The organism is Vibrio sp. SCSIO 43132, assembly GCF_019904195.1.
GTDB lineage: Bacteria > Pseudomonadota > Gammaproteobacteria > Enterobacterales > Vibrionaceae > Vibrio > Vibrio nigripulchritudo.
On the sequence record NZ_CP063199.1, the window covers coordinates 632,868 to 656,901 of the forward strand.

Annotated in this window: 17 protein-coding genes and 1 other annotated feature; of the genes, 12 read left to right on the forward strand and 5 right to left on the reverse strand. The window is 46.6% G+C overall.

From position 1 onward, the window contains the following. Positions 1 to 270 precede the first annotated feature (270 nt). On the reverse strand, positions 271 to 1,740 hold the full coding sequence (locus INR79_RS02940; protein WP_223095968.1) for a glutamate synthase subunit beta: 1,470 nt from the start codon (positions 1,738 to 1,740) through the stop codon (positions 271 to 273). Further along, complete coding sequence (gene gltB, locus INR79_RS02945; protein WP_223095969.1) at positions 1,740 to 6,281, reverse strand: glutamate synthase large subunit; 4,542 nt, start codon at positions 6,279 to 6,281, stop codon at positions 1,740 to 1,742. Before gltB ends, INR79_RS02940 begins: the two co-directional genes overlap by 1 nt. A gap of 584 nt (positions 6,282 to 6,865) precedes the next feature. On the opposite strand from gltB, the gene INR79_RS02950 reads away from it, so the two are divergent. The 4 genes from INR79_RS02950 (at position 6,866) to INR79_RS02965 (ending at position 12,828) form a co-directional block, all read left to right on the forward strand. Further along, positions 6,866 to 7,804, forward strand: coding sequence for a TIGR01212 family radical SAM protein (locus tag INR79_RS02950; protein WP_223095970.1), 939 nt, complete (start codon positions 6,866 to 6,868; stop codon positions 7,802 to 7,804). A gap of 367 nt (positions 7,805 to 8,171) precedes the next feature. Next, complete coding sequence (locus tag INR79_RS02955) at positions 8,172 to 9,905, forward strand: diguanylate cyclase domain-containing protein (protein ID WP_223095971.1); 1,734 nt, start codon at positions 8,172 to 8,174, stop codon at positions 9,903 to 9,905. A gap of 107 nt (positions 9,906 to 10,012) precedes the next feature. Further along, complete coding sequence (gene arcB / locus INR79_RS02960; RefSeq protein WP_223095972.1) at positions 10,013 to 12,376, forward strand: aerobic respiration two-component sensor histidine kinase ArcB; 2,364 nt, start codon at positions 10,013 to 10,015, stop codon at positions 12,374 to 12,376. Next, on the forward strand, positions 12,373 to 12,828 hold the full coding sequence (locus tag INR79_RS02965; RefSeq protein WP_223095973.1) for a hypothetical protein: 456 nt from the start codon (positions 12,373 to 12,375) through the stop codon (positions 12,826 to 12,828). Before arcB ends, INR79_RS02965 begins: the two co-directional genes overlap by 4 nt. A 79-nt stretch (positions 12,829 to 12,907) precedes the next feature. Here the strand turns inward: INR79_RS02965 and arcA are convergent, their stop codons facing one another. After that, positions 12,908 to 13,624 (reverse strand): two-component system response regulator ArcA, encoded by a 717-nt coding sequence (gene arcA / locus INR79_RS02970; protein ID WP_004397825.1) that lies wholly within the window; start codon positions 13,622 to 13,624, stop codon positions 12,908 to 12,910. Between the two features lie 328 nt (positions 13,625 to 13,952). On the opposite strand from arcA, the gene INR79_RS02975 reads away from it, so the two are divergent. Then, on the forward strand, positions 13,953 to 14,345 hold the full coding sequence (locus INR79_RS02975; RefSeq protein ID WP_223095974.1) for a DUF3293 domain-containing protein: 393 nt from the start codon (positions 13,953 to 13,955) through the stop codon (positions 14,343 to 14,345). 132 nt (positions 14,346 to 14,477) lie between these two features. Beyond that, a complete protein-coding gene (locus INR79_RS02980; protein ID WP_004397829.1) occupies positions 14,478 to 14,963 on the forward strand; it encodes a putative 4-hydroxy-4-methyl-2-oxoglutarate aldolase in 486 nt (161 codons plus the stop codon). Between the two features lie 39 nt (positions 14,964 to 15,002). Here INR79_RS02980 and INR79_RS02985 read toward each other — a convergent pair whose 3' ends face one another. Next, positions 15,003 to 15,476: a hypothetical protein gene (locus INR79_RS02985; RefSeq protein WP_004397831.1), complete on the reverse strand. Its 474-nt coding sequence runs from the start codon at positions 15,474 to 15,476 to the stop codon at positions 15,003 to 15,005. 366 nt (positions 15,477 to 15,842) lie between these two features. Beyond that, positions 15,843 to 15,965: a sequence feature (Thr leader region), on the forward strand. Between the two features lie 29 nt (positions 15,966 to 15,994). On the opposite strand from INR79_RS02985, the gene thrA reads away from it, so the two are divergent. The 3 genes from thrA to thrC are packed head-to-tail and all read left to right on the forward strand — an operon-like array spanning position 15,995 to position 20,693. Next, positions 15,995 to 18,454 carry a bifunctional aspartate kinase/homoserine dehydrogenase I gene (gene thrA, locus INR79_RS02990; RefSeq protein ID WP_022590301.1) on the forward strand — a complete coding sequence of 820 codons (2,460 nt, stop codon included), beginning with the start codon at positions 15,995 to 15,997 and terminating at the stop codon, positions 18,452 to 18,454. A gap of 2 nt (positions 18,455 to 18,456) precedes the next feature. Then, positions 18,457 to 19,413 (forward strand): homoserine kinase, encoded by a 957-nt coding sequence (gene thrB, locus INR79_RS02995; RefSeq protein ID WP_022593907.1) that lies wholly within the window; start codon positions 18,457 to 18,459, stop codon positions 19,411 to 19,413. After that, positions 19,410 to 20,693 (forward strand): threonine synthase, encoded by a 1,284-nt coding sequence (gene thrC, locus INR79_RS03000; protein ID WP_223095975.1) that lies wholly within the window; start codon positions 19,410 to 19,412, stop codon positions 20,691 to 20,693. Before thrB ends, thrC begins: the two co-directional genes overlap by 4 nt. 72 nt (positions 20,694 to 20,765) lie before the next feature. Here the strand turns inward: thrC and grcA are convergent, their stop codons facing one another. After that, the gene (gene grcA, locus INR79_RS03005; RefSeq protein ID WP_045966060.1) at positions 20,766 to 21,143 is read right to left on the reverse strand and encodes an autonomous glycyl radical cofactor GrcA; all 378 of its coding nucleotides are present in this window, start codon (positions 21,141 to 21,143) and stop codon (positions 20,766 to 20,768) included. Between the two features lie 344 nt (positions 21,144 to 21,487). Here grcA and nfo point away from each other — a divergent pair, with 344 nt between their 5' ends. The 3 genes from nfo (at position 21,488) to INR79_RS03020 (ending at position 23,998) form a co-directional block, all read left to right on the forward strand. Then, the gene (gene nfo, locus INR79_RS03010) at positions 21,488 to 22,345 is read left to right on the forward strand and encodes a deoxyribonuclease IV (protein ID WP_045966059.1); all 858 of its coding nucleotides are present in this window, start codon (positions 21,488 to 21,490) and stop codon (positions 22,343 to 22,345) included. A 326-nt stretch (positions 22,346 to 22,671) separates the two neighbouring features. Beyond that, positions 22,672 to 23,349 carry a uracil-DNA glycosylase gene (gene ung, locus INR79_RS03015; protein ID WP_223095976.1) on the forward strand — a complete coding sequence of 226 codons (678 nt, stop codon included), beginning with the start codon at positions 22,672 to 22,674 and terminating at the stop codon, positions 23,347 to 23,349. Between the two features lie 97 nt (positions 23,350 to 23,446). Beyond that, entirely contained in the window at positions 23,447 to 23,998 is a 552-nt protein-coding gene (locus INR79_RS03020; protein WP_004397852.1) for a hemerythrin domain-containing protein, read from the forward strand. Positions 23,999 to 24,034: the final 36 nt, after the last annotated feature.

Consider the following 24,034-nt stretch of genomic DNA (forward strand, 5'->3'; position numbering starts at 1 on the left):
CTCTCTGTTTTATTAACATTGCGGTGTCATTTTGTTTTCACCAACTTCACAACCTATAGCTAATGATAGAAAACGTCAAGTTATTGGGGATTTGTCGGAAATAAGGGTGGAATTTGGAGTTTTATTCCATTTAAATATTTTACAAACAAAGAGTTATGATATTTGCATTAACAATTAATTTACAAAAACAGGTATAAAAAATGCCAGCACATGTGTGCTGGCAAAGTTCAGGAAGGAGTTGGGAAAACCGAGAACAGTTTTCCCTATTTTTTATACTGAAAGCATCAAAGAATCCGCTTTCGCTTCTAAGTTAGTGTTACCCATCAGGTGTTCATCGATAGCACGCGCACATTCACGACCTTCGTTGATACAACGAACAACTAATGACTGACCTGTACGCATATCGCCCGCAGCAAAGACACCATCTTGATTAGTCTGGAAGTCTTGAGTCGCGACGTTGCCACGATCATCCAGTTTGATATCGAGCTGAGCCAGAACGCCGGTTGGTTCTGGGTGTAGGAAGCCCATCGCCAGGAATGCCAGATCACAAGGGATCACGCGCTCACTGCCCGCGATTTCTTCAAACGTTGGACGCTCACCCGCTTTGGCGTCTTTCCAGACGATGTCTGCAATGCGAAGCCCTGTTACCTGACCATCATCGTTGCCGATGAACTCTTTGGTCAGGATATTCCAGTGGCGGTCACAGCCTTCTTCATGAGATGTCGAAGTACGCATGATCATCGGGTATTGAGGCCATGGCATGTTTGCAGGGCGCTTCTCTGGTGGAATCGGCATGATTTCTACCTGAGTGATGCTCGCTGCTTTGTGGCGGTTAGAAGTACCCACACAGTCAGAACCTGTGTCACCACCACCAATCACGACAACGTGTTTGTCTATGGCGTGGATTTCTTCAGTTTTCAGATCCATGTCATTTGCACGACGGTTGTTCTGACCTAAGAACTCCATCGCAAAATGCACGCCTTTCAGCTCACGACCCGGAACTGGCAGATCACGTGGGACAGTAGAACCACCAGTCAGCAGAACCACATCGAAATCTTCACGTAGCTGAACTGCGTTGATGTCGACACCAATGTGCGCATTTACAACAAACTTGATGCCCGCTTTTGCCATCAGGTCGATTTTACGATCAATGACAGACATGCTGAGTTTGAAATCAGGAATACCGAAACGCAGCAGACCACCGACTTTTTCATCGCGCTCAAATACCGTCACTAGGTGACCCGCGCTGTTTAGCTGCTCTGCAGCAGACAGACCGGCAGGACCACTTCCGATAATGGCGACAGTTTTGCCCGAACGCGAGCGAGGCGTTTTCGGCTTGGCGTAACCTTCGCGGTAGGCTGTTTCAACAATGGTTTTCTCGATGTTACAGATGGTGATTGGGTCTTGGTTAATACCCAATACACACGCACTTTCACAAGGAGCAGGGCAGACGCGACCAGTAAACTCTGGGAAGTTATTAGTAGAACTTAGAATGTTCCACGCCTCTTCCCAGCTGTCGCGGTATACCGCATCGTTAAATTCAGGAATGATGTTGCCAATCGGGCAGCCGTTATGACAAAACGGCACACCACAATCCATGCAACGAGAAGCCTGAGTATTGATTTTGGTGCCAAACTCTTCGTTCAGCACAAACTCTTTGTTGTTCTCAATACGAACGCTAGGGTCGAGCTTTCTTGGAAGCTCACGACCATGCTCTAAAAATCCAGTAGGCTTACCCATTACACTGCCTCCACTTCTTGGTTTTGTTCTGCTTCCGCTTTACGCTTCTGAAGCACCGCTTTGTAGTCGCGTGGCATAACTTTCACCACGGTGGCTAAGCTGGCTTCGAAGTTATCAAGGAAAGACTGAGCAACTTCACTTCCTGTGAATTCAACGTGCTTAGTGAGCATCTCACGCAGCAAGTCTTCGTCTTCTTGTTCAATTGGGTCCAGGTCGACCAGTTCTGGGTTGAGCTTGGTTTCAAAATCACCCGCTGTATCCCAAACGTAAGCAACACCGCCACTCATGCCCGCCGCAAAGTTACGACCTGTAGAGCCAAGGATAACTGCGACGCCACCTGTCATGTATTCACAGCCGTGGTCACCCACGCCCTCAACAACGACTTTGGCACCGGAGTTACGTACACAGAATCGTTCACCCGCCATGCCGCGAATGTAAGATTCACCGGACGTCGCGCCGTAGAAACATACGTTACCGACAACGATATTGTCTTCCGCAACAATGCTGGATTTCGCGTCTGGGTATAGCACCAAAGTACCGCCAGACAAGCCTTTACCCCAGTAGTCGTTTGCGTCGCCTTCGACTTCAAACTTCACACCTTTGGCAAGGAAGGCACCGAATGACTGACCCGCACTGCCGCTGAACTTAACGTGCATTGGCTGTGGTAAGCCCTGGTCTTTGTAGACTTTAGAAATCTCGTTAGACAGCATGGTTCCGGCGCTACGGTCGGTGTTGATGATCTTCAGCTCTGCGCTGACTGGTTCACCAAACTCCAGCGCAGGCTGCGCCAGTTCGATCAGCTTACGGTCCAGTACTTCTTCAAGGTTGTGGTTTTGTTCTTTCTGGTTGAAGACACCATCTTCTTCACGCGCTTGCTCAATGTGCAGCACTGGCGTGAGGTCTAGGTTCTTGTATTTCCAGTGAGCGATGTTGTCGCGTACTTTCAGCTTCTGAGACTGACCAACCATTTCATCAATGGTACGGAAGCCAAGCTCAGCCATGATTTCACGCAGACCTTCAGCCATGTACTGGAAGAAAGTAACAACGTCTTCAACACGACCATCAAAGCGCTCACGGAGTGTCTTGTTCTGAGTTGCGATGCCTACTGGACAGGTGTTTTTGTGACACTTACGCATCATGATACAGCCTTCTACAACCAGAGCGGCTGTCGCCACGCCCCATTCTTCTGCACCCAGAAGCGTCGCAACGGCAAGGTCACGTGGCGTTTTCATCTGTCCGTCGGTTTGCACCACGATACGGTTACGCAGACCGTTTTTCAGAAGTGTCTGGTGAGTTTCTGCCAAGCCCAGTTCCCAAGGAAGACCCGTGTGACGGATAGAGGACATTGGTGAAGCACCAGTACCGCCATCAAAGCCAGCGATAAGAACCACGTCGGCTTTTGCTTTGGCAACACCAGAGGCAATCGTACCTACGCCTGCTTCGGATACCAGCTTCACATTGACGCGACCTGCGCGGTTAGCGTTTTTCAGGTCGTAAATCAGCTGCGCCAAATCCTCGATAGAGTAGATGTCGTGGTGTGGCGGTGGAGAAATCAGACCGACGCCCGGAGTGGAGTGACGAGTCGCACCGATCCAGTCGTCTACTTTATCGCCCGGTAGCTGACCACCTTCACCCGGTTTCGCGCCCTGAGCCATCTTGATTTGGATTTCATCTGAGTTGGTCAGGTAGTAAGAAGTGACACCGAAACGACCTGAAGCCACCTGCTTGATAGCAGAGCGTTCCCAGTCACCGTTTTTCTTGCGTTCGAAACGTGCTGGGTCTTCGCCGCCTTCACCTGAGTTGGATTTCGCACCGATACGGTTCATCGCAACCGCTAGGGTTGAGTGTGCTTCGTAAGAGATAGAACCGAACGACATTGCACCCGTAGCAAAACGCTTGAGGATGCTTTCGATTGGTTCCACTTCTTCCACAGGAATCGAGCCTGCCGGGTTTTTCACGAAGTCTAGCTGGCTACGCAATGTGGCAGCGTTGTCGCCTTGTGCATCAACCGCGCTTGCATATTGCTTGAACTGAGCAAAATCTTTGTTGCGAGTCGACTGCTGAAGCAATGAGATTGTTTCAGGGTTAAACAGGTGCTTTTCACCACGCTGTTTCCACTGATAAACGCCACCCACATCCAGAACCTGAACCGGGATTTCACGGGTCGGGTAACCGACACGGTGGCGAACCAAAACTTCTTTCGCGATGTCATCGATGGTGAGACCTTCGATACGAGTGACGGTACCTGTGAAGTATTTCTCTACCACAGACTTGCTGATCCCCAGAGCTTCAAAGATTTGAGCGCCGTGGTAAGACTGAAGTGTCGAGATACCCATCTTAGAGAAGATCTTAAGCAGACCGCCATTAATGGCTTTGCGGTAGTTCTCGAACAGGTCGCTGATACTGGCTTCTGGATCCAGTTTCTTAGTGCGCTGCAGCGCTACCATTGTCTCAACGACAAGGTATGGGTTTACAGCGTTTGCACCGTAACCGACCAGCGTGGCGAAGTGGTGCGTTTCACGCGCGTCACCCGTTTCCACTACGATGTCACACTTAGCGCGTAAGCCTTTGCGAATCAGGTGGTGGTGAACGGCGCCGACAGCCAGCATTGCTGGGATTGCAGCGTGGTTTGAGTTCACTGCACGGTCAGTCAGCAGGATGATTGAGTAACCATCGATAACCGCGTCTTCTGCGTATTGGCAGATACGTTTTAGAGCACGCTCAAGCTTGCCTGCATCTTCGTTCGCCTGGAATACGATATCCAGCGTTTTCGCTTGCAGGTGTTCGTTATCGATAGCGCGTAACTTTTCAAGTTCAGAGTTAGAAAGAACCGGAGATTCCAGCTCTACCTTCTGACAGTGAACAGGTGTTTCTGTCAGCAGGTTCTGATCTTTACCCAGGTAGGTATTCAAAGACATGACCATACGCTCACGAATCGGATCGATTGGTGGGTTGGTTACCTGAGCAAATAGCTGCTTAAAGTAGTTAGACAGGTGCTGTGACTGGTGCGAAAGCACTGCCAGCGGCCAATCTGCTCCCATGGCGCTAAGTGGCTCTTTGCCATCTTTTGCCATTGGAACAATGATTTCGTTCACTTCTTCCGAGCTCACACCAAACGATTGTTGTTTGTGGAGTAGTTTCTCTGGAGAAGGCTGGTTAAATTCGTTGCTCGCGTCTGGCAGCTTCTTAAGGCTAAGCAGGTTTTCGTCGACCCACTTCTCATAAGGCTGCGCGTTGGCGATGCCGTCTTTCACTTCTTCATCAGAAATGATGCGACCTTCCTCAAGGTCAGCCACGAAGATACGGCCAGGTTGCAGACGACCACGGAATTCAACGTTTTCAGGTTCAATTTCTACTACACCGGATTCTGATGCCATCACTAGGAAGTCATCTTTCGTTACTGTGTAGCGAGATGGACGCAGACCGTTACGGTCAAGTGTGGCACCTACCTGAACACCGTCGGTGAAACAAACAGAAGCCGGACCGTCCCACGGTTCCATCACGTTAGCGTGGTATTGGTAGAACGCACGACGCGTTGGGTCCATGTTTTTGTTTTCTTGCCATGCTTCAGGGATCATCATCATTAACGCATGAGGCAAGCTACGACCAGAAAGGACCAGGAGCTCAAGCGCCATGTCGAAGTTAGATGAATCCGAGCTGCCTTCCTGACAGATAGGCAGAAGCATGTCGATCTCTGCCTGAGTAAACAGGTCAGATTCCAAAATGGCTTCACGCGCTTTCATCCAGTTCAGGTTACCGCGAACCGTGTTGATTTCACCGTTGTGGGCAATGTAACGGAAAGGCTGAGCTAAGCGCCATTTCGGGAAGGTATTGGTAGAAAAGCGAGAGTGCACAAGGGCAAGCGCGGTAACCATAGTCGGGTTTTGAAGGTCCAGGAAGTACTGAGGTACTTGCTCTGTTGTTAGCTGACCTTTATAGACGATGGTTTTGCAAGACATGGAGTTGATGTAGAAATCATCACCAATGTTTGACACGCTTTCCAGACACACACGAACGGTGTAGTTACGCAGCACGTAAAGCTTACGCTCTAGCTCGTCTGGTGTTGTACCAGGACCACCAGTGACAAACACATGCTCAAACTGAGGCTCTGTGCTGAGTGGATCCGCACCAATCATTGAGTTGTCGACAGGAAGAACACGATACCCAAGAATTTCTAAGTCCAGGCGTTTCGCATTGCGTTCCAGAATGTCACGACACTGAGCGCGTTTATGTTCGTCTTTAGGAAACAGAACAACACCCACACCGTACTTTTCAAAAGAGGGGAGTTTGATGCCCTGTTTGACGGTTTCCTCTAACAGAAACTCGTGAGGCTTTTGAAGCAAAATACCCGCACCATCACCAGAGCAAGGGTCACAACCCTGACCGCCACGGTGTTCCATGCGAGCGAGCATGTCTAGAGCTTGAGTAACAACTTCATGAGATTTACGGTTTTTTAGGTGAGCGACAAAACCGATACCACAAGCATCATGCTCCAGTTCAGGAGTATAAAGACCTTGTGTCTTCTGCTCTCTATCTACCATAGATACATCCTTCCAGTTTTTTACAGGCGCAACTTACTCGCGCAAACGCACCTGTTCCTTTTTATATTTTTGAACTCGAAACCATCGGTGTTGATGGTCTTGATTCCTTTCTGCTCTTCGCGGAAGTTTAATTAGCGAAGAGCACTATTCCTTGGTGATATCCATCGTGAATTGCCTGATTATTAGGCGTTTGTATTGAGGGGAGTGGATATCTTCCGATTAATTCGCGTTCTTTATTTGGCCGACATTGCTCAAAAAAACGTGATTTGTGTAACTATCCTACATTTTTGTAATGGCAAAAGCCATTCAAAGTTTACTTGAAATGCACATTTTTTCAGCGGATTTATGCAGTTTTAGCTTAACAAAACGATAACATCTGCACTTTTTCCTGTGTTTTCTGCATCTTTATTGATTTTTGTCCGTAATCCAGCTTTTTCGTGCTTCTAAAATATGGTGATAATTTTCGGTGTTTTGTAATTTAATTACACAGATGAGAATGATTCTTGTTTGATGTTTTTTTGTTCATATGACACTGGGTTTTCAGGCTAAAAGAAGATTCTTTTGTTGAGGCAATTTGAAAAGTCATGAAGCAGTTGCATGAATCAGTAAATACACTTGGGCAAGATTTACAGCGTCGATATGGTGAGAAAGTCCATAAGCTGACCTTACATGGAGGATTCAGTTGCCCAAACCGTGACGGTACGATTGGCGTGGGTGGATGCACTTTCTGCAACGTCGCGTCCTTTGCTGATGAACAGGCACAGGTAAAAAGCATCCAGGAACAGCTAACTGATAGAGCGGGCGAGGTGACTCGTGCCAAAAAGTATCTGGCGTATTTTCAGGCGTACACCAGTACCTATGCCGAAGTTCAGGTGCTCAAATCCATGTATGAAGAAGCGCTGAAGTACGCAGACATTGTCGGGCTCTGCGTCGGAACCAGACCGGATTGCGTTCCTGATGCGGTTCTGGAACTTCTTTCTGGTTATGTGAGTCAAGGGTTTGAGATCTGGCTTGAGCTAGGTTTACAAACGGCGAACAACAGAACCCTCAAGCGAATTAACCGAGGGCACGATTTTGAGTGCTATGCTGAAATCACCAAAAAGGCACGGGCACTGGGTATAAAGGTCTGTACTCACCTAATTGTCGGTTTGCCTGGCGAAGATAAAGCCACTTGCCTGGATACGTTAGACAAAGTGACTGACGTAGGTACTGACGGTATCAAGCTTCACCCCCTTCATATAGTAGAGGGGAGTATCATGGCCAAAAGCTGGAAAGCAGGGCGAATGAATGCTCCAAAAATGGAGGAGTATGTCGACATTGCTTCTGAAATGATAAGAAGAACGCCTCCCGAGGTGGTGTATCACCGTGTCAGTGCATCTGCGAGAAAACCGACCTTATTGGCACCGGATTGGTGTGAACAGCGTTGGCTGGCGATGACGGAAATTGGTCGTTCGCTTGATAAGCTTGGTGTACAGGGCAGCTTAATCGGGACTCCGTTTGAGTATGTAAAGCCAAATATTTAAAGCTCAATAATTGAAGTTCAATTCATCAGAACTACGAATTCAATTAAACACGAATGCCTGCTTTTGTGTACAATCTTATGCCCAAGTAACCTCAAAATACTAGGTTCAGCGAGGATGGCTTGTTTTTCAGACAAGGCATCGATTTGAAGGTTTAGTGGTTCTTAATCAAAAATCGATAACACAGTATGAAAACCAAGCAAACTCGCCCTTGGGAGCTTATCTCCTGACTCATTTCTTCGTTAAAGAATTTGGAAAAGATCGCTCATTACGCTGCGTTCTTTTCCTTGAACTGAGACAGGAGATAAAGCTCTGAATCCTGTATTTTGAGGTCACTTGGGCATATCAGGCAAAACAGGCGAATATCATAATGGAAGACTTTGTTCACTGGCTCTGGGATAACACCCATGGTTTTGGAATTGATATAGTGGCAATCTTGGCTGGAGCATCATTGGCTTTGGCAGCCCGCCTGCATTTCAATAGACAGCTCATCACTTTGCTGCATGATACTCCAACGGCAATGGTTGCATTAGATGCATCATCTGGCTGCGTTCTGGATGCCAATACAGAAGCCTTACAACTTCTGGCGATTCGTCGGGTTGGCGAAAAGTATCTTTTGCCAGATACGGTTTCGAATGATGAGCTCATTAAGCTGATGAACGAGAACGCAAAGTCTCGTCAATCTACATTTCATCACAACCTGTCTCTCTCTGAACATCACGATATCGTTTTAACCTTTTCCGGACGCAAAACGCGCTATCAACGCAAAAGTGTCTGGATAACGTATTTAACTCCCTATCAGCTTTCTGAACGTGAACAGACAGAAGCTCAGCAATCTTTAGTGATCGCAAAACGAGTATTAGATTCTATTTCCCAGCCTGTTTTCTTTACCGACAAAGTGGGCGAGCTAATGGGAACCAACCGTGCGTTTGAACAGTTTTGGAAAGGTCGGGCAGAAGAAGGTGAAAACAGCGCCAGACAGCTAAGCAAACAAAGACACAGTCAGCAGCGATGGACGACCTCTGAAGACGGTCAGTCGTGCTTGCTTGAAACCCGATTGAATTCGCTCACCAACGATAACGGTGATGTCATTGGCACTATAGGTATCAGTTACGATGTGACAGACTGGCACCATACCCAGCAGGCACTTCGTGACGAAATGGAGCGCAGTAAAGACACAGAAATCGCATTGGCGCAGCGAGACACCATACTGCAGTCGATACTTGAAGCCAGCCCGGACCCTATTGGCCTGTTCAATCAAAACCGAATTTATGAAGCCTGTAACCAGCCTTATGTGGAAGCCCTTGGCGTGGCAAAGCCAAATGATCTGATTGGCAAACGAGTAGAAGAAGTTGTCTCTCGCGATGCCTACATGAGATACAAAGACAGCGATGACAAGGTCATGCAGGAAGGCACCACCTTACGCTACATCGACCGTGTTGAGCGTACCAGTGGTGACACAATCTGGTATGACGTGGTGAAAGCCCCGTATCGTAACCCCGCTTCAGGTACAAACGGTGTTCTGGTCATGGCACGCGATGTCACGGAACGCTTTTTAGTGGAAGAAAAACTGGAAAAAGCGAACCGGGAGCTGGAAAAACTGAGCTTTATTGATGGATTAACCAAAGTCGCCAACCGACGTCGCTTCGACGAGCAACTGGAATTGTTGTGGCGTTTACACGTTCGTCAGCAAAAATCCCTCACCGTTATGCTTTGTGATGTTGACCATTTTAAGGATTACAACGACAACTACGGTCATCAGCGTGGCGACTCAGCGTTAATTGAACTGGCGGCGACATTTGAAAAAGTGCTTTCACGTTCATCTGACTGTGTTGCGCGATACGGTGGTGAAGAATTTGCTTTTATTCTGCCGGATACCAGCTCTGAAGGGGCGATCAACGTTGCGCAAAACATTCAGCAAAGCGTGCACGACTTAAACATCGGCCATGACCATTCGCCAGTTTCCGACCGGATCACCATCAGTATCGGAATCGTCTCTTGTGTTCCCGCTATTACAGAAATGCCTAGTCAGCTCATTTCTATGGCAGATCAGGCGCTTTACAAAGCCAAACAAAAAGGGCGTAATCAATCCCAAATGGTTTGATTTCATTGTGTTAGCGCGGATGTGAGGCGTCATTAAGTTTCTTCTCCCAACTCCCGTTACAATACGGGTTTCTGTGCGCTGCTTTCTTCATTTTAAACGGAGCTTTCATGAAGCCGATTAAGAATCTGGCGCAATACTATGTCGACCTGCTAGTCAAACTGGGTATTGTGCGTTTCTCTATTCTTCTCGCTTTGGCACTGGTTGCCCTCGCCGTATTTGTTCAGGTTGGTATTACGCTCGCCTTACAGGGGATGGTTGATGATATCGACATAATCCGTTCCGTTTTCTTTGGTCTTCTGATTACACCCTGGGCGGTGTACTTCCTTTCTGTTGTGGTGGATCAGCTTGAAGAATCCCGACAGCGTCTGTCCAAGCTGGTTTCAAAACTCAAAGACATGCGTTCACGAGATCAGGAGCTAAACCAGCAACTGCAGGAGAACATTCTTCAGTTGAATCTGGAGATTGAAGAACGACAAAAAGTGGAAGTCGCCAGAGAGCAATTGCTGAGAGACATGGAAAGCGAGGTTTTTCAGAGAGAAAAAGCTCAGGTTGAACTGGCAGAAAGAACCGCACTTTTGCGCTCATTCATCGATGCCTCTCCAGACTTGATTTACTACCGAAACGCCAAGGGTGAGTTTTCGGGTTGTAACCGCGCGATGGAGGATTTGACCGGTAAGCGAGAGCATGACCTGGTCGGGCTGACTCCTTGGGATGTTTACAGCAAAGAAGTGGCGCAACAGGTAGTGGAAACCGATGAGCAGGTCTTCTCGAACAACAACTCGCTGACTTACGAACAGTGGCTGGAATACCCGGATGGACGCAAAGCGTACTTCGAACTGCGTAAGGTGCCTTTCTACAGCAAAGAAGGCAAACACCTTGGTCTGGTTGGGTTTGGTCGTGACATTACTGAGCGCAAGAAATATCAGGATGCGCTAGAGAAAGCGAGTCAGGACAAAACGACGTTTATTTCAACCATCAGCCACGAACTGCGTACTCCTCTCAACGGCATTGTAGGTTTAAGCCGTATGTTGCTCGACACCAAGCTGTCGCAGGAACAGCGTCAGTACATGCAGACCATCAACGTGAGTGCGGTGAGCTTGGGCAATATTTTCAATGACATCATTGATATGGATAAGTTTGATCGTCGCAAGCTCGAACTTTTCCCTAAACCACTCGATTTCACCGAGTTTGTTGCAGAAATCGAAAGCCTATCGAGCCTGATGGCTGAGCAGAAGGGACTGCGGTTTGATTTAGAAAGACTGACCGAGCTGCCATCAGGAATTGACGTAGATGCCACCAGGCTTCGTCAGGTGCTCTGGAATTTGATCAGCAATGCGATGAAATTCACCAAAGAAGGTGGCGTTGTCATGAGTGTCAGTTCCGACATTGTTGATGACCATGCCGAGATCACCATTGAGATTGAAGATACGGGGATTGGGATTCCGGAAGCGGAGTTAGAGAAGATCTTCGCCATGTATTATCAGGTGAAATCGGGTAAAGACAACCTACATGCCGTAGGCACTGGTATCGGTCTGGCCGTTTCCCGTCAGTTAATCAATATGATGGGTGGTGACATCGAAGCTGCCAGTGAAGAAGGCTTTGGCAGTACATTTACCGTGACATTGAAAGCCCCATTGGTAGAGATCGACAGTGATGAATCCATCATTGATAGCCACATTAATCAGTCTTTGCGCATCTTTATGGTGGAAGACATCGAACTTAATATCACTGTTGCTCGCTCCTTGCTTGAGAGCCTTGGTCACAGTGTGGAAGTTGCGATGACAGGTGAAGAAGCCATCGCCAAATTTGAGCCGACACAATATGATCTTGTTCTGCTCGATATCCAGCTACCAGACATGACCGGATTTGATGTGGCGTCATCGTTTCGAGAGCACTACAAACACTTGCCGCCTTTGGTTGCGTTAACCGCCAATGTTCTAAAAGACAAAGCCGATTACCTTCGCAAAGGGATGGATGAAGTCATCAGTAAACCTTTGTCTGTAAAAGGAATTAAAAAAGCATTAGCTCTGTCCGATCTTCCTTCCGTGGTTGATGAAAAAGTGTGCAATGAAGAGCCGGAAGTTAGTCCATCTTCAGAAACTCAGCTCACCAGTCAGATTTTGGATTTGGAGATGTTAGAATCCTACGTCGGTATCGTCGGTACACAACCTGTCCTTGAGAGCATTAAGCTGTTTGAAAGCATGATGCCGGGATACATGGAAGTGTTGGACTCCAATATGATGGCAAAAGATCAAGACGGCATCGTATCTGAAGCCCATAAGATCAAAGGGGCTGCTGGGTCGATTGGACTCAAACATATTCAGAGTGTGGCTCAGAAAGCACAATCACCAGAACTTGCTGCCTGGTGGGAAAACATCCATGACTGGGTTGAAGAAATCCGGGGTGGCTATAAACACGATATCGATATTCTTAAAGCGTGGTTAGAAAACGAAAAAGGAAAACAACAATGAAAAAGCTGGCTTTAGTGGCGGTGTTAGCTGTGGCTGGGTGCGCTCAACATCAAGATTCTAGCGCAGTGCCGTGGGAAAAGACGACGGCACAAGAGACAGTTGCCGGTACAACGGTTCGTATGACGGTGAACTTGTGGCTGAATAAAATGCCAGGTATAGAGGGTGAACAAGGGCATATGTTGCATGGCGCTTTGTATCTGGATGGTCGTGATGACTTGCCTGCTCACTTAGATGCTAAGGCACTGATCATCAAGCAAGGGGACATGTCTCAATGGGTTGAGATTGAGGCAATTGATGTAAGAAACCACAGTGAAAACCGCTGGGAAGTGGCATTCAGTACGGATATGCCATTGGATGAAGCTGAAAAGGTGGATGTTGGTCTACAGCTTACTGATTCGGAAAAAAACTACTGGCTGACTCAGGAAGCAGTAAAAGTAGATAGCGTTTATTAGAGCTAAAGCTCCTAGAGGATTTTCTAAATAACAAAAAAGCCGATGCAGATGCATCGGCTTTTGAATATCTGGAATCGTATTATTCTTCCAGGTCACCACAGAAGCGGTAGCCTTCACCATGAATAGTTGCGATGATTTCTGGCGTGTCTGCCACAGACTCAAAGTGCTTACGAATACGACGAATAGTTACGTCAACAGTACGATCGTGTGGTTTTAGCTCACGACCTGTCATCTTCTTAAGAAGGTCTGCACGGGTTTGAATTTTGCCTGGGTTTTCACAGAAGTGAAGCAGTGCACGGAATTCAGAACGTGGAAGCTTGTAGCTGTCACCAGCCGGGCTCACTAGCGAGCGGCTGTTGATGTCCAGTTCCCAACCGTTAAATTCGTATTTCTCAACGCTGCGTTTTTCTTCCTGTACAGCTCCGTTGGTCATCGAGCGGTTCAGAAGGTTACGAGCACGGATGGTTAATTCACGAGGGTTAAATGGCTTGGTGATGTAATCATCTGCACCAATTTCCAGACCAAGGATCTTATCAACTTCGTTGTCACGACCTGTCAGGAACATCAGGGCAACGTTAGCTTGCTCGCGAAGTTCACGTGCTAGCAACAGACCATTTTTACCCGGTAGGTTGATGTCCATGATAACCAAGTTCACTTGGTTTTCGGCAAGTACACGATGCATTTCTTCACCATCACTTGCTTCATAGACAGCATATCCCTCTGCTTCGAAAATGCTTTTCAGCGTATTGCGGGTTACTTGCTCATCTTCAACGATGAGAATCTGCGGGGTTTGCATTGGCGGTACCTAAATTGTAACTAAAACTGTGCTAATAGAATAAATTCTAGGCAGAAAAATAACATACAGGTAAAGTGTTTTTGATAATAAACGATACTACGCAAAAAAACACCACCTTCACGCGGTACGCCGTCCTTGGAAGTCTGATTTTAAGAAGACCAAATCCTATGTCATGCTTGCTTTCTGCCGATTGTTGAACTGGATTTTATATTGTTAACAGCTTGCTAACAACGCCCAAATACCAATTCCATTCACTTTGTTGATTTATATCAATAGAAGAAAACTAACAAGAATAGATAGTAAATGTATATAAAAAGTTGAATTTTTTATGCAGATTGATAGCTCCCTCATACAAGCGTATTTGGCAACATATTTTTACACTGATAAGCCGATCGCATTTCATCGGTTTTGTGTAATAACTGCCTGTAATCCAAGAAGTAAAAAGGTTTCGGATTTCGACAACAATTTAAGAAATAAGCAGTTGGAAGCCGACCTTGCAGAGCATGTTCACCAGCCAGTATTGGCCGGAGATGAAACAAAGCAGTGGTGTGAAGAAAGCTACATTGTAGAAATATCACTACAAAAAGCGATAGAGCTAGCCAAGCGCTATGAGCAGAATGCCATCTACTACATCGAGGATGGAGATCTGTTTCTGGTTTTTGTGAGCGGAGAACAAATGAACGCCGGTACGTTTAGCGAAAAAGTGAGATTCGTTCGCTAACGCCATGAAATATATAGGGCAATGGATATAACCTAATCGAATGTGAGCTTGCTCTCTATCTCACGCTATATCAAAGCGGTGAAGGTAGTTGGGTATATAGTTATAGAAGCAACATAATCTCAAGGAGGAACCATGAAAGACTTACTGCCTGATCTTTGTGATCAGTACGAAGACCAACTGACCTTACTGGATCTGCCATTGCAGAACTTTGGTCAAAGAGGCGCGTTCTGGGGCGAAATTGTCACGGTTCGTTGCTATCACGATAACTCTAAGGTTAAAGAAGCCTTGAATGAGAACGGCAAAGGAAAAGTGCTGGTCGTGGACGGAAATGGGTCAAGTGAACGTGCACTTATGGGCGATCAAGTTGCCCTCACTGCAATAAACAATCAGTGGGAAGGGGTCGTGATTTGGGGAGCGGTACGTGATGTTGGCGCCATGTCAGAAATGGACTTAGGAGTAAAAGCACTGACAACCTGCCCATTCAAAACGGAAAAACGAGACATCGGTGAAATCGATGTTGGTCTGACTATTCAGGGGCAAATGATACAACCAGGTGATTACCTGTATTCTGATTGGAATGGCATCGTTATTTCGAAGAAAGAATTGAAAGTAACTTAAGATCATCAGCCCGCTGAAAGCGGAAATACCGAGGTTGGTTTAGAAGCGAAATCCTAAACCAACTTCCACCCCACCTTTTTGAATTTCTTCATAATCTAATGTGGCATGCAAGTCGAGGTTTTCAGACAGTTTTAATCGGCTGGATACTTCGGCAGAGATAAGCTTTTGTTGAGGGTTTAGGCTGTCTTGCTCGTAAGGCTTAGTTGCACGAACGCTACTGTTCACCGAGAAAGATTCACTGAACTTGTAGTTCACACCACTTAAAAAGCCGTTATAGCGTGGGGATTCAGAGTTAGTGATACTGGCACCCACATAAACATCGACAGAATCAAACAGGTTATAGGAATAACCACTGTCTATCTGCCAGCTATCAAACTGTGTATTAGGTTGCGCTTGGCTTGAGATAAACCAATTGTGCGAGGATGGCTTTTCAGGCGTTAAACTTGGTAGGTCTTCTGCCTGAGAAATAGCAGGCATTGCAAGCAGGCTCAAAATGAGAAGTGGTTTCTTCATATCTGCCTCCTTGCTGAATAATCTACTTAGTGAATATAGCTTATCTGATGTGTACCCACGATCTTTTTTTAGAGATTGATCGCGCTTTGGGATCATACTCACTCAATCACTGCATTTTGTCAAAGAATGACGATTTTCTGACGTATGCACAATTTCAATGATTTCGTATGGCTATTGAAGAACAAGGCTTGATAATTTATTGATTGATATATGAATTAAGGCTCATCGTTCTATTTAAACTTACATAAAATACCGAGGGAAGGGTAAAAAAAATAATCTTTTCATTGACTCAGACGAGGAAAATCGGTAAACGTAAAGTTAAGCAAACACACGTACACAGTAAGATAAAAAAATTATTCATGCTTAATCACCGCACAACAGTAACCACCACCATTATTATTACCGACATTATAACTGTTGGGGCGGGCTGTTAAGCGAAAGAAATTTCAAGAAAAGGCCTGTATCCCACAAGATACAGGCCTTTTTTTATGCAGGTTTAAAATATACCGGAGGAAGGGATGCGAGTTTTAAAGTTTGGTGGATCGTCGTTGGCAGATGCTGATCGCTTTTTAAGAGCGGCAGACATCATTGCTAATAACGCGAAGCAAGAGCAGGTGGCAGTGGTGCTGTCTGCCCCAGGAAAAACCACCAACAAATTGGTGTCAGTTATTGAAGGTGCACTCAGAAATGGCGAAGCGGATCTACAAATCGCGGAGCTGGAGTCTTCTCTTCAATCGCTGTTTGACGAAGTACAGAAGCAAGTACCGAATTTGGAAAGCGCGGGTTTCAACAATCAGTTGAAGACCTCTCTGAGTCAGCTTCGTCAGTTTGTACATGGCATCAATCTTTTGGGTATGTGCCCAAATAATGTTAATGCACGTATCATCAGTAAAGGTGAGCGCATTTCCATTCAGCTAATGAAAGCTGTTCTGGAAGCAAAAGGTCATCCTTCTTTCCTGATAGACCCTGTTGAATACCTTGTTGCTAAAGGCGACCACCTTGAAGCTATGGTCGATGTTGATGTCTCAACCAATAACTTCCGTGCTAACCCTCTTCCTAAAGATCATGTTTACATCATGCCTGGCTTCACCGCTGGAAATGAGAAAGGTGAACTGGTAACCCTTGGTCGTAACGGCTCCGATTACTCTGCGGCAGTTCTGGCAGCGTGCTTGCGCGCAGAATGTTGTGAAATCTGGACAGACGTAGACGGTGTATACAACTGTGACCCTCGTCTGGTTGACGATGCAAGACTGCTTAAGTCTCTGAGCTACCAAGAAGCGATGGAGCTGTCTTACTTCGGCGCTTCCGTTCTTCACCCAAAAACCATTGCACCTATCGCACAGTTCCATATCCCGTGTCTGATCAAAAACAGCTTTAACCCACAAGGTGCGGGTACGCTGATTGGTCAGGACACAGGCGAAGACAACCTGGCGATCAAAGGCATCACGACCCTGAACAAACTGACCATGGTAAACGTGTCAGGTCCTGGCATGAAAGGCATGGTTGGCATGGCGAGCCGCGTGTTTGGCGCGATGTCATCTGCGGGCGTTTCTATTGTTCTTATTACCCAGTCTTCTTCTGAGTACAGCATCAGCTTCTGCATCGAACAGGCGGATAAAGCTAAAGCTGAACAGGTACTTAGTGATGCATTCGAACTTGAGCTCAAAGATGGCTTGCTAGAGCCAGTTGAGTTTATGAATGATGTAGCCATCGTTACTCTGGTTGGTGATGGTATGCGTACCTCTCGCGGTGTTGCGTCTCGCTTCTTCGCATCATTAGCGGAAGTGAACGTTAACGTAGTGGCTATCGCACAGGGTTCTTCCGAACGTGCCATTTCTGCGGTGATTCCAGAAGACAAAGTGTCTGAAGCCATCAAAGCGTGTCACGAAAATCTCTTTAATTCTAAGCACTTCCTTGATGTATTTGTGGTCGGTGTTGGTGGAGTCGGTGGTGAGCTGGTGGATCAGATCCAGCGTCAGCAAGCAAAACTGGCAGACAAAGGCATCGTAATACGGGTTTGTGGGTTAGCAAACAGCAAAGGCTTGCTGCTAGATAGCAAAGGTCTGCCGCTTGACCACTGGCGTGATCGAATGACTCACGCGTCGGAAGAGTTCAGCCTTGCCAGTCTGATTGCACTTGTACAGCGTAACCACATCATCAACCCGGTGCTGGTGGATTGTACGTCTAGCGAAAACATCGCTAATCAATATGCCGACTTCCTTGCAGCAGGTTTCCACGTTGTTACGCCAAACAAAAAGGCCAACACAGCAAGCATGGCGTACTACCACCAACTTCGCGATGTGGCGCGTGCGTCTCGCCGCAAGCTGATGTACGAAACAACGGTAGGTGCAGGTCTTCCGGTTATCGAGAACCTACAAAACCTAATCTCTGCGGGTGATGAGCTAGAGAAATTCAACGGTATTCTTTCTGGTTCACTGTCTTACATCTTCGGCAAATTGGACGAAGGCATGACTTTGAGTCAGGCGACTAACATTGCAAAAGACAACGGTTTTACTGAGCCAGACCCACGCGATGACCTTTCGGGTATGGACGTGGCACGTAAACTTCTGATCCTTGCCCGTGAATCTGGTTTAGAACTTGAGCTGGACGACGTCGTTGTAGAAGCGGCTCTGCCTCCGGGTTTTGATGACAGCGGAAGTGTGGAAGAGTTTATGGCTCGCCTGCCAGAAGCGGATGCGCATTTCAGTGAGTTGTCTAAGAAAGCGGCAGAAGAAGGGAAAGTGCTTCGCTATGTCGGTGAAATTCTGGACGGCAAGTGCAAAGTGAGCATTGCGGCAGTGGATGAAAACGACCCAATGTTCAAGATTAAAGATGGCGAAAATGCCCTGGCATTCTACAGCCGTTACTATCAGCCAATTCCATTGGTGCTGCGCGGATACGGCGCGGGTACAGAAGTGACTGCGGCAGGTGTCTTCGCAGATGTGATGCGTACGTTAGGCTGGAAATTAGGAGTATAAAAATGAGTGTAGTGGTTTATGCTCCTGCCTCTATCGGCAACGTGAGTGTTGGCTTCGATGTGCTGGGGGCTGCCGTGTCACCGGTTGATGGTACTTTGCTTGGTGATCGCGTCCTTGTTAAAGAGGGCAGTGAAGCATTTACTTTGGATACAGCTGGAGATTTCGTCAGCAAACTCCCAACAAATCCGAAAGAAAACATTGTTTATGATTGCTGGCGTGTGTTTGCACGCGAGCTGGATAAAAAGAACGTCGAACTGAAGCCTGTGCACATGGTTCTGGAAAAGAACATGCCGATTGGCTCTGGTCTTGGGTCTAGTGCATGTTCTATTGTGGCCGCGTTGGATGCTTTAAACCAATTCCATGAAAACCCGCTGAATGAAACAGAGCTGCTGGCTCTGATGGGGGAAATGGAAGGGCAGATTTCTGGCGGTGTCCATTATGACAACGTTGCACCTTGTTACTTGGGCGGTGTTCAGTTGATGCTGGAAGAGCTTGGTATTATTTCACAGGAAGTACCTTGCTTCGATGACTGGTACTGGGTGATGGCGTATCCGGGAATTAAGGTATCCACTGCGGAAGCGCGTGAGATTTTACCATCGCAATACCGCCGTCAAGACATCATCGCGCACGGTCGTCATCTGGCAGGCTTCATTCATGCCTGCCATTCCAATCAACCGGAATTGGCTGCCAAGATGATCAAAGACGTGATCGCAGAACCATATCGTGAGAAACTGCTTCCTGGCTTCGCTGATGCTCGCAAATACGCTGCAACAGCAGGTGCGCTGGCAACTGGCATTTCAGGCAGTGGTCCGACGCTATTTAGTATTTGCAAAGAAAAAGATGTCGCTGAGCGAGTTGCTCGCTGGCTAGAACAGAATTACGTACAAAATGAGGAAGGGTTCGTTCACGTTTGCCGTTTAGACAAACAGGGTTCGACCGTAACAGGAAGTGAGCTATGAAGCTTTACAACATCAAAGAAAATGACGAACAAGTGTCCTTTGGCCAAGCCGTGCGCCAGGGACTAGGCCGTAACCAAGGTCTGTTTTTCCCTTCAGAATTGCCCAAGTTTGAAGATGTCGATGCACTACTTGCCGAAGATTTTGTCACGCGTAGTGGCAAGATCCTCTCTGCTTTTATTGGTGAAGAATTATCGCCAGAGCAAGTAAACCAGCTTGTAGATGCCGCATTCCAGTTCCCTGCGCCAATCAAGCAAGTGAAAGATGGCGTTTATGCACTGGAACTGTTCCATGGTCCAACGCTGGCGTTTAAAGATTTTGGCGGCCGCTTTATGGCGCAATCTTTAGCAGCAGTGTCCGACGGTGGAAAAATTACCATCCTTACAGCAACATCCGGTGACACAGGTGCCGCGGTTGCTCATGCATTCTACGGTATGGAAAACATCAACGTTGTTATCCTATACCCGAAAGGCAAAATCAGCCCAATGCAGGAGAAACTGTTCTGTACTCTGGGCAAAAACATTCACACCGTAGCGATCAATGCCGACTTTGACGCCTGTCAGTCGTTGGTGAAGCACGCGTTTGATGATGCAGCACTGCGTGAAGAGATCGGTCTTAACTCAGCAAACTCTATTAATATCAGCCGTTTGATGGCTCAAATTTGCTACTACTTTGAAGCTGCAGCTCAAATGAGCAAAGAAGAGCGCGAAAACCTGGTGGTGTCAGTACCAAGTGGTAACTTCGGTAATCTGACTGCAGGTTTGCTGGCAAAAGCGCTTGGCTTACCAATCAAGCGCTTTGTCGCGGCAACCAATGCTAATGACACCGTGCCACGCTACCTGGAAACGGGTAAGTGGGATCCAAAACCAACCGTGGCGACTACGTCGAATGCGATGGACGTCAGCCAGCCAAACAACTGGCCGCGAATCGAAGAGCTATGCCAGATTAAAGGCTGGGGGCTGGATACTTTAGGTAAGGGCGCAGTAACCGACGAGCAAAGTGCGGAATCTGTACGCGATCTAAATGGGCTGGGGTATCTGTGTGAACCACACGGTGCTATCGCTTACCGCGTTCTGGACGAGCAGCTTCAAGAAGGTGAAACTGGTCTGTTCCTGTGTACTGCTCACCCTGCGAAATTCAAAGAAGTGGTTGATGATATTCTGGAAACAGACATAGATGTTCCTGGTCCGCTTGCAAAACACGCGGCGATGGAGCTGTTGTCTGAAGAATTAGATAACGACTTCGATGCATTGAAAGCTGTACTTCGTCGAGTTCAGAAGTAAACGCTTTTCAGTACTCAAATAAAAACAGCGCTCATTGAGCGCTGTTTTTTTATGTTCTTTTAATTGTCGGTCTTATAGAGACTCAGTAAATGTACGAGCAATAACGTCGCGTTGCTGCTCTTGAGTCAGAGAGTTGAAACGTACAGCGTAACCCGATACACGAATAGTCAACTGAGGGTAGTTTTCTGGGTTGTTTACTGCATCTTCCAGAGTTTCACGCTTAAGTACGTTAACGTTTAGATGCTGACCACCTTCAATACGAGGAGCGGTTTCGATTGCCACTTCGCGGCTTTCAAACTCGCCAAGATCAGAAGCCGGAACCACTTGATCTGCTTCATAACCCGCTGTTGCTGCTACACAACGAGCTTCGTTTTTCTCGCTGTCCAGTAGCCAGATAGAGTTAAGTAGATCATCGTTTGCCGCTTTAGTAATTTGAATACCCTGGATCATTCCTGTCTCCTAGTCCACTTACGTGGTGATTAAAATTGGTGTAAATTTCGGTTTTTTGTCGAGCTAGGTATTATATAGCCAATAACCTCAATCATAATATTGATTTGCGTCAAAAAACAACCAAAATCCTTAATTTTTGGAAGGTAAATTTCTTGAGTTAAATCAATTAATCTTTATAAAACATAGTATTTACAATTTATTTTAAACTATCAAAAATATTTAAACGTTAATTTTGTTGTAATATTACTACAATATGTGTTGAAGATTTCACCAGAAACCTCTGTAACCCAGTTGCTCTGGTTGGTAAGGTGAAAGGCTTTCGATAACCAATTACAAGAGAAGCTATGAAGTACATTGGAGCACATGTCTCTGCTGCTGGCGGAGTCGATCAAGCGCCATTGCGGGCGCGTGAAATAGGAGCAAACGCTTTTGCACTCTTTACAAAGAATCAGCGTCAGTGGGTTGCAAAGCCACTGGAAGAGAAAACCATAAAGGCGTTTAAAGCGAACTGCGAAATGTTAGGGTACAGCGACGAACACATTCTGCCGCACGACTCTTACCTCATTAACTTAGGTGCACCAGAGCAGGAAAAATTAGAAAAGTCGAGAGCCGCATTTATTGATGAGATGGAGCGCTGTCAGCAGCTCGGAATCAAACTTTTGAACTTTCACCCAGGTAGCCACTTGAAAAAGATCTCTGAGCAGGAATGTCTGGCAAAAATCGCGGAGTCCATCAATATTGCTCACCAAGCCGTACCGAATGTGGTTGCCGTGATCGAAAATACCGCAGGACAAGGCACCAACTTAGGCTGGCGCTTTGAACATCTGGCGGAAATCATTGAACAGGTAGATGACAAAGCTCGTGTTGGGGTATGTATTGATACCTGCCACACATTTGCAGCCGGGTACGATCTAAGGACAGCAGAAGCCTGTGAAGAAACCTTCAAGGCGTTTGATGACATTGTTGGAATGCACTACCTACGTGCAATGCATCTGAATGATTCAAAAGTGGAATTAGGTAGAAGAGTCGACAGACATCATTCTCTGGGTAAAGGTGAGATTGGCTGGGATTGCTTTCAGTATATTGCTCAGGATAGCCGGTTTGACGGTATCCCATTGATCTTAGAAACAATTGAACCAGAAATCTGGAAAGACGAGATTCAGGCATTGCGGTTATTCCATCAGAATACTGAAACAAGCTGAAAAAGTTGGCATTGATCTTTCATAGAAAATACTGAGATGAGAACAATCAGAATCAGTAACTCATATGTGAGGAGTGACTTATGAATAGTCAATTGCCAATGGGACGTGTACCCAAACCATTGCCTCTGCCTAACCGTCATCAACGCGGAACAGGACACTGGAGAACGCCTCAGCAGGGAAAACAACCTGCAAAATAGCCGGAATCCAGAAAGTACCTAAGTCAAACTGTGGCATGGGTATGGTCACCTCGCTGTACTTTTCGATAGAATATCAAGCTGATATCTAGGGTCTTTAGTCCCTAATCTTGAAAAGACAGCGAGGATACTATGAGCGAGTCACTGACTTGGCACGACGTTATTGGCGGAGAAAAAGAACAGCCTTATTTTGCCGACACTATGCAGTTTGTTCGTCAGGAACGTGCCAATGGCAAGGTGATTTATCCACCTGAGAGCGATGTCTTTAACGCTTTCCGGTTTACCGAATTTCAAGATGTGAAAGTCGTTTTGTTAGGGCAGGATCCTTACCATGGTCCGAATCAGGCGCACGGTCTTTGCTTTTCTGTTTTACCCGGGATTAAGCCGCCACCTTCATTAGTCAATATGTACAAAGAGCTGGCTCAGGATATCCAGGGTTTTGAAATCCCAAATCATGGTTACTTGAAAAGCTGGGCGGAGCAGGGCGTTCTTATGCTCAATACCGTACTCACGGTAGAGCAGGGGAAAGCGCATTCGCATTCAAAAACAGGTTGGGAAACGTTTACCGATCGCGTCATTGAAGCCGTTAACCAGCACCGAGAAGGTGTCGTATTCTTACTCTGGGGTTCGCATGCTCAGAAAAAAGGCAAAATGATTGATAGAAATAGACATCATGTTCTTGCTGCTCCCCATCCGTCTCCACTTTCCGCGCACCGAGGCTTTTTTGGATGCGGGCACTTCTCTAAAGCTAACGAGATTCTCCTAGGTCAAAGTCACAAACCGATAAACTGGCAACCAATTTCTGACTGATTTTTAATCAATATCAATGAAGGCTTCTTTTCTCGTTCCTAGACTGTATATACCCAGCATCTTGCGGTCAGTTGGGTATAATAAGAGGAAGGAAGCCATGATTATAGAAAGAATAAGGCGAGAACATGGTTATATGGTGCGTTTGTTGGCGATCCTAAATGGAAAACTGGAACAGCTGAAAAACGAAAAGCCCATTAACTACAGCCTAATCAAAGAGATCACCGATTACTTAGCGGATCACTCTCAAGCCGTTCATCACCCAAAAGAAGACATTCTGTATTTGCACTATGCCAAGCATTACGGTCAGCAACAGCAGATTGATGATTTAGAGCAAGAGCACGTAGCTCTGTCTGAAGTAACAGAAGCCTTTCAGAATACTGTTGAGATGATTTTGCACGATGCCGTTATCCCTCTCGATATGTTTGCGGATCAACTGGAAGACTTCATTTCCCGGCAGAAAAACCACCTGGAATTGGAAGAAAGGGAAGTCTTACCGCAAATCGCAAAGACATTTACGGCGGAGGACTGGAGAGTCGTCGAAAACCAGTGGCTTCACGATGATGAAGACCCGGTATTTGGTGATACGATTGCCGATCAATACCGTCAGCTTGCCGCCAGAGTCCGGCAAACCAAATATGAAGCAATCTAGGACCACGGCTTAGAGCCATGACCCTATTAGACAAAA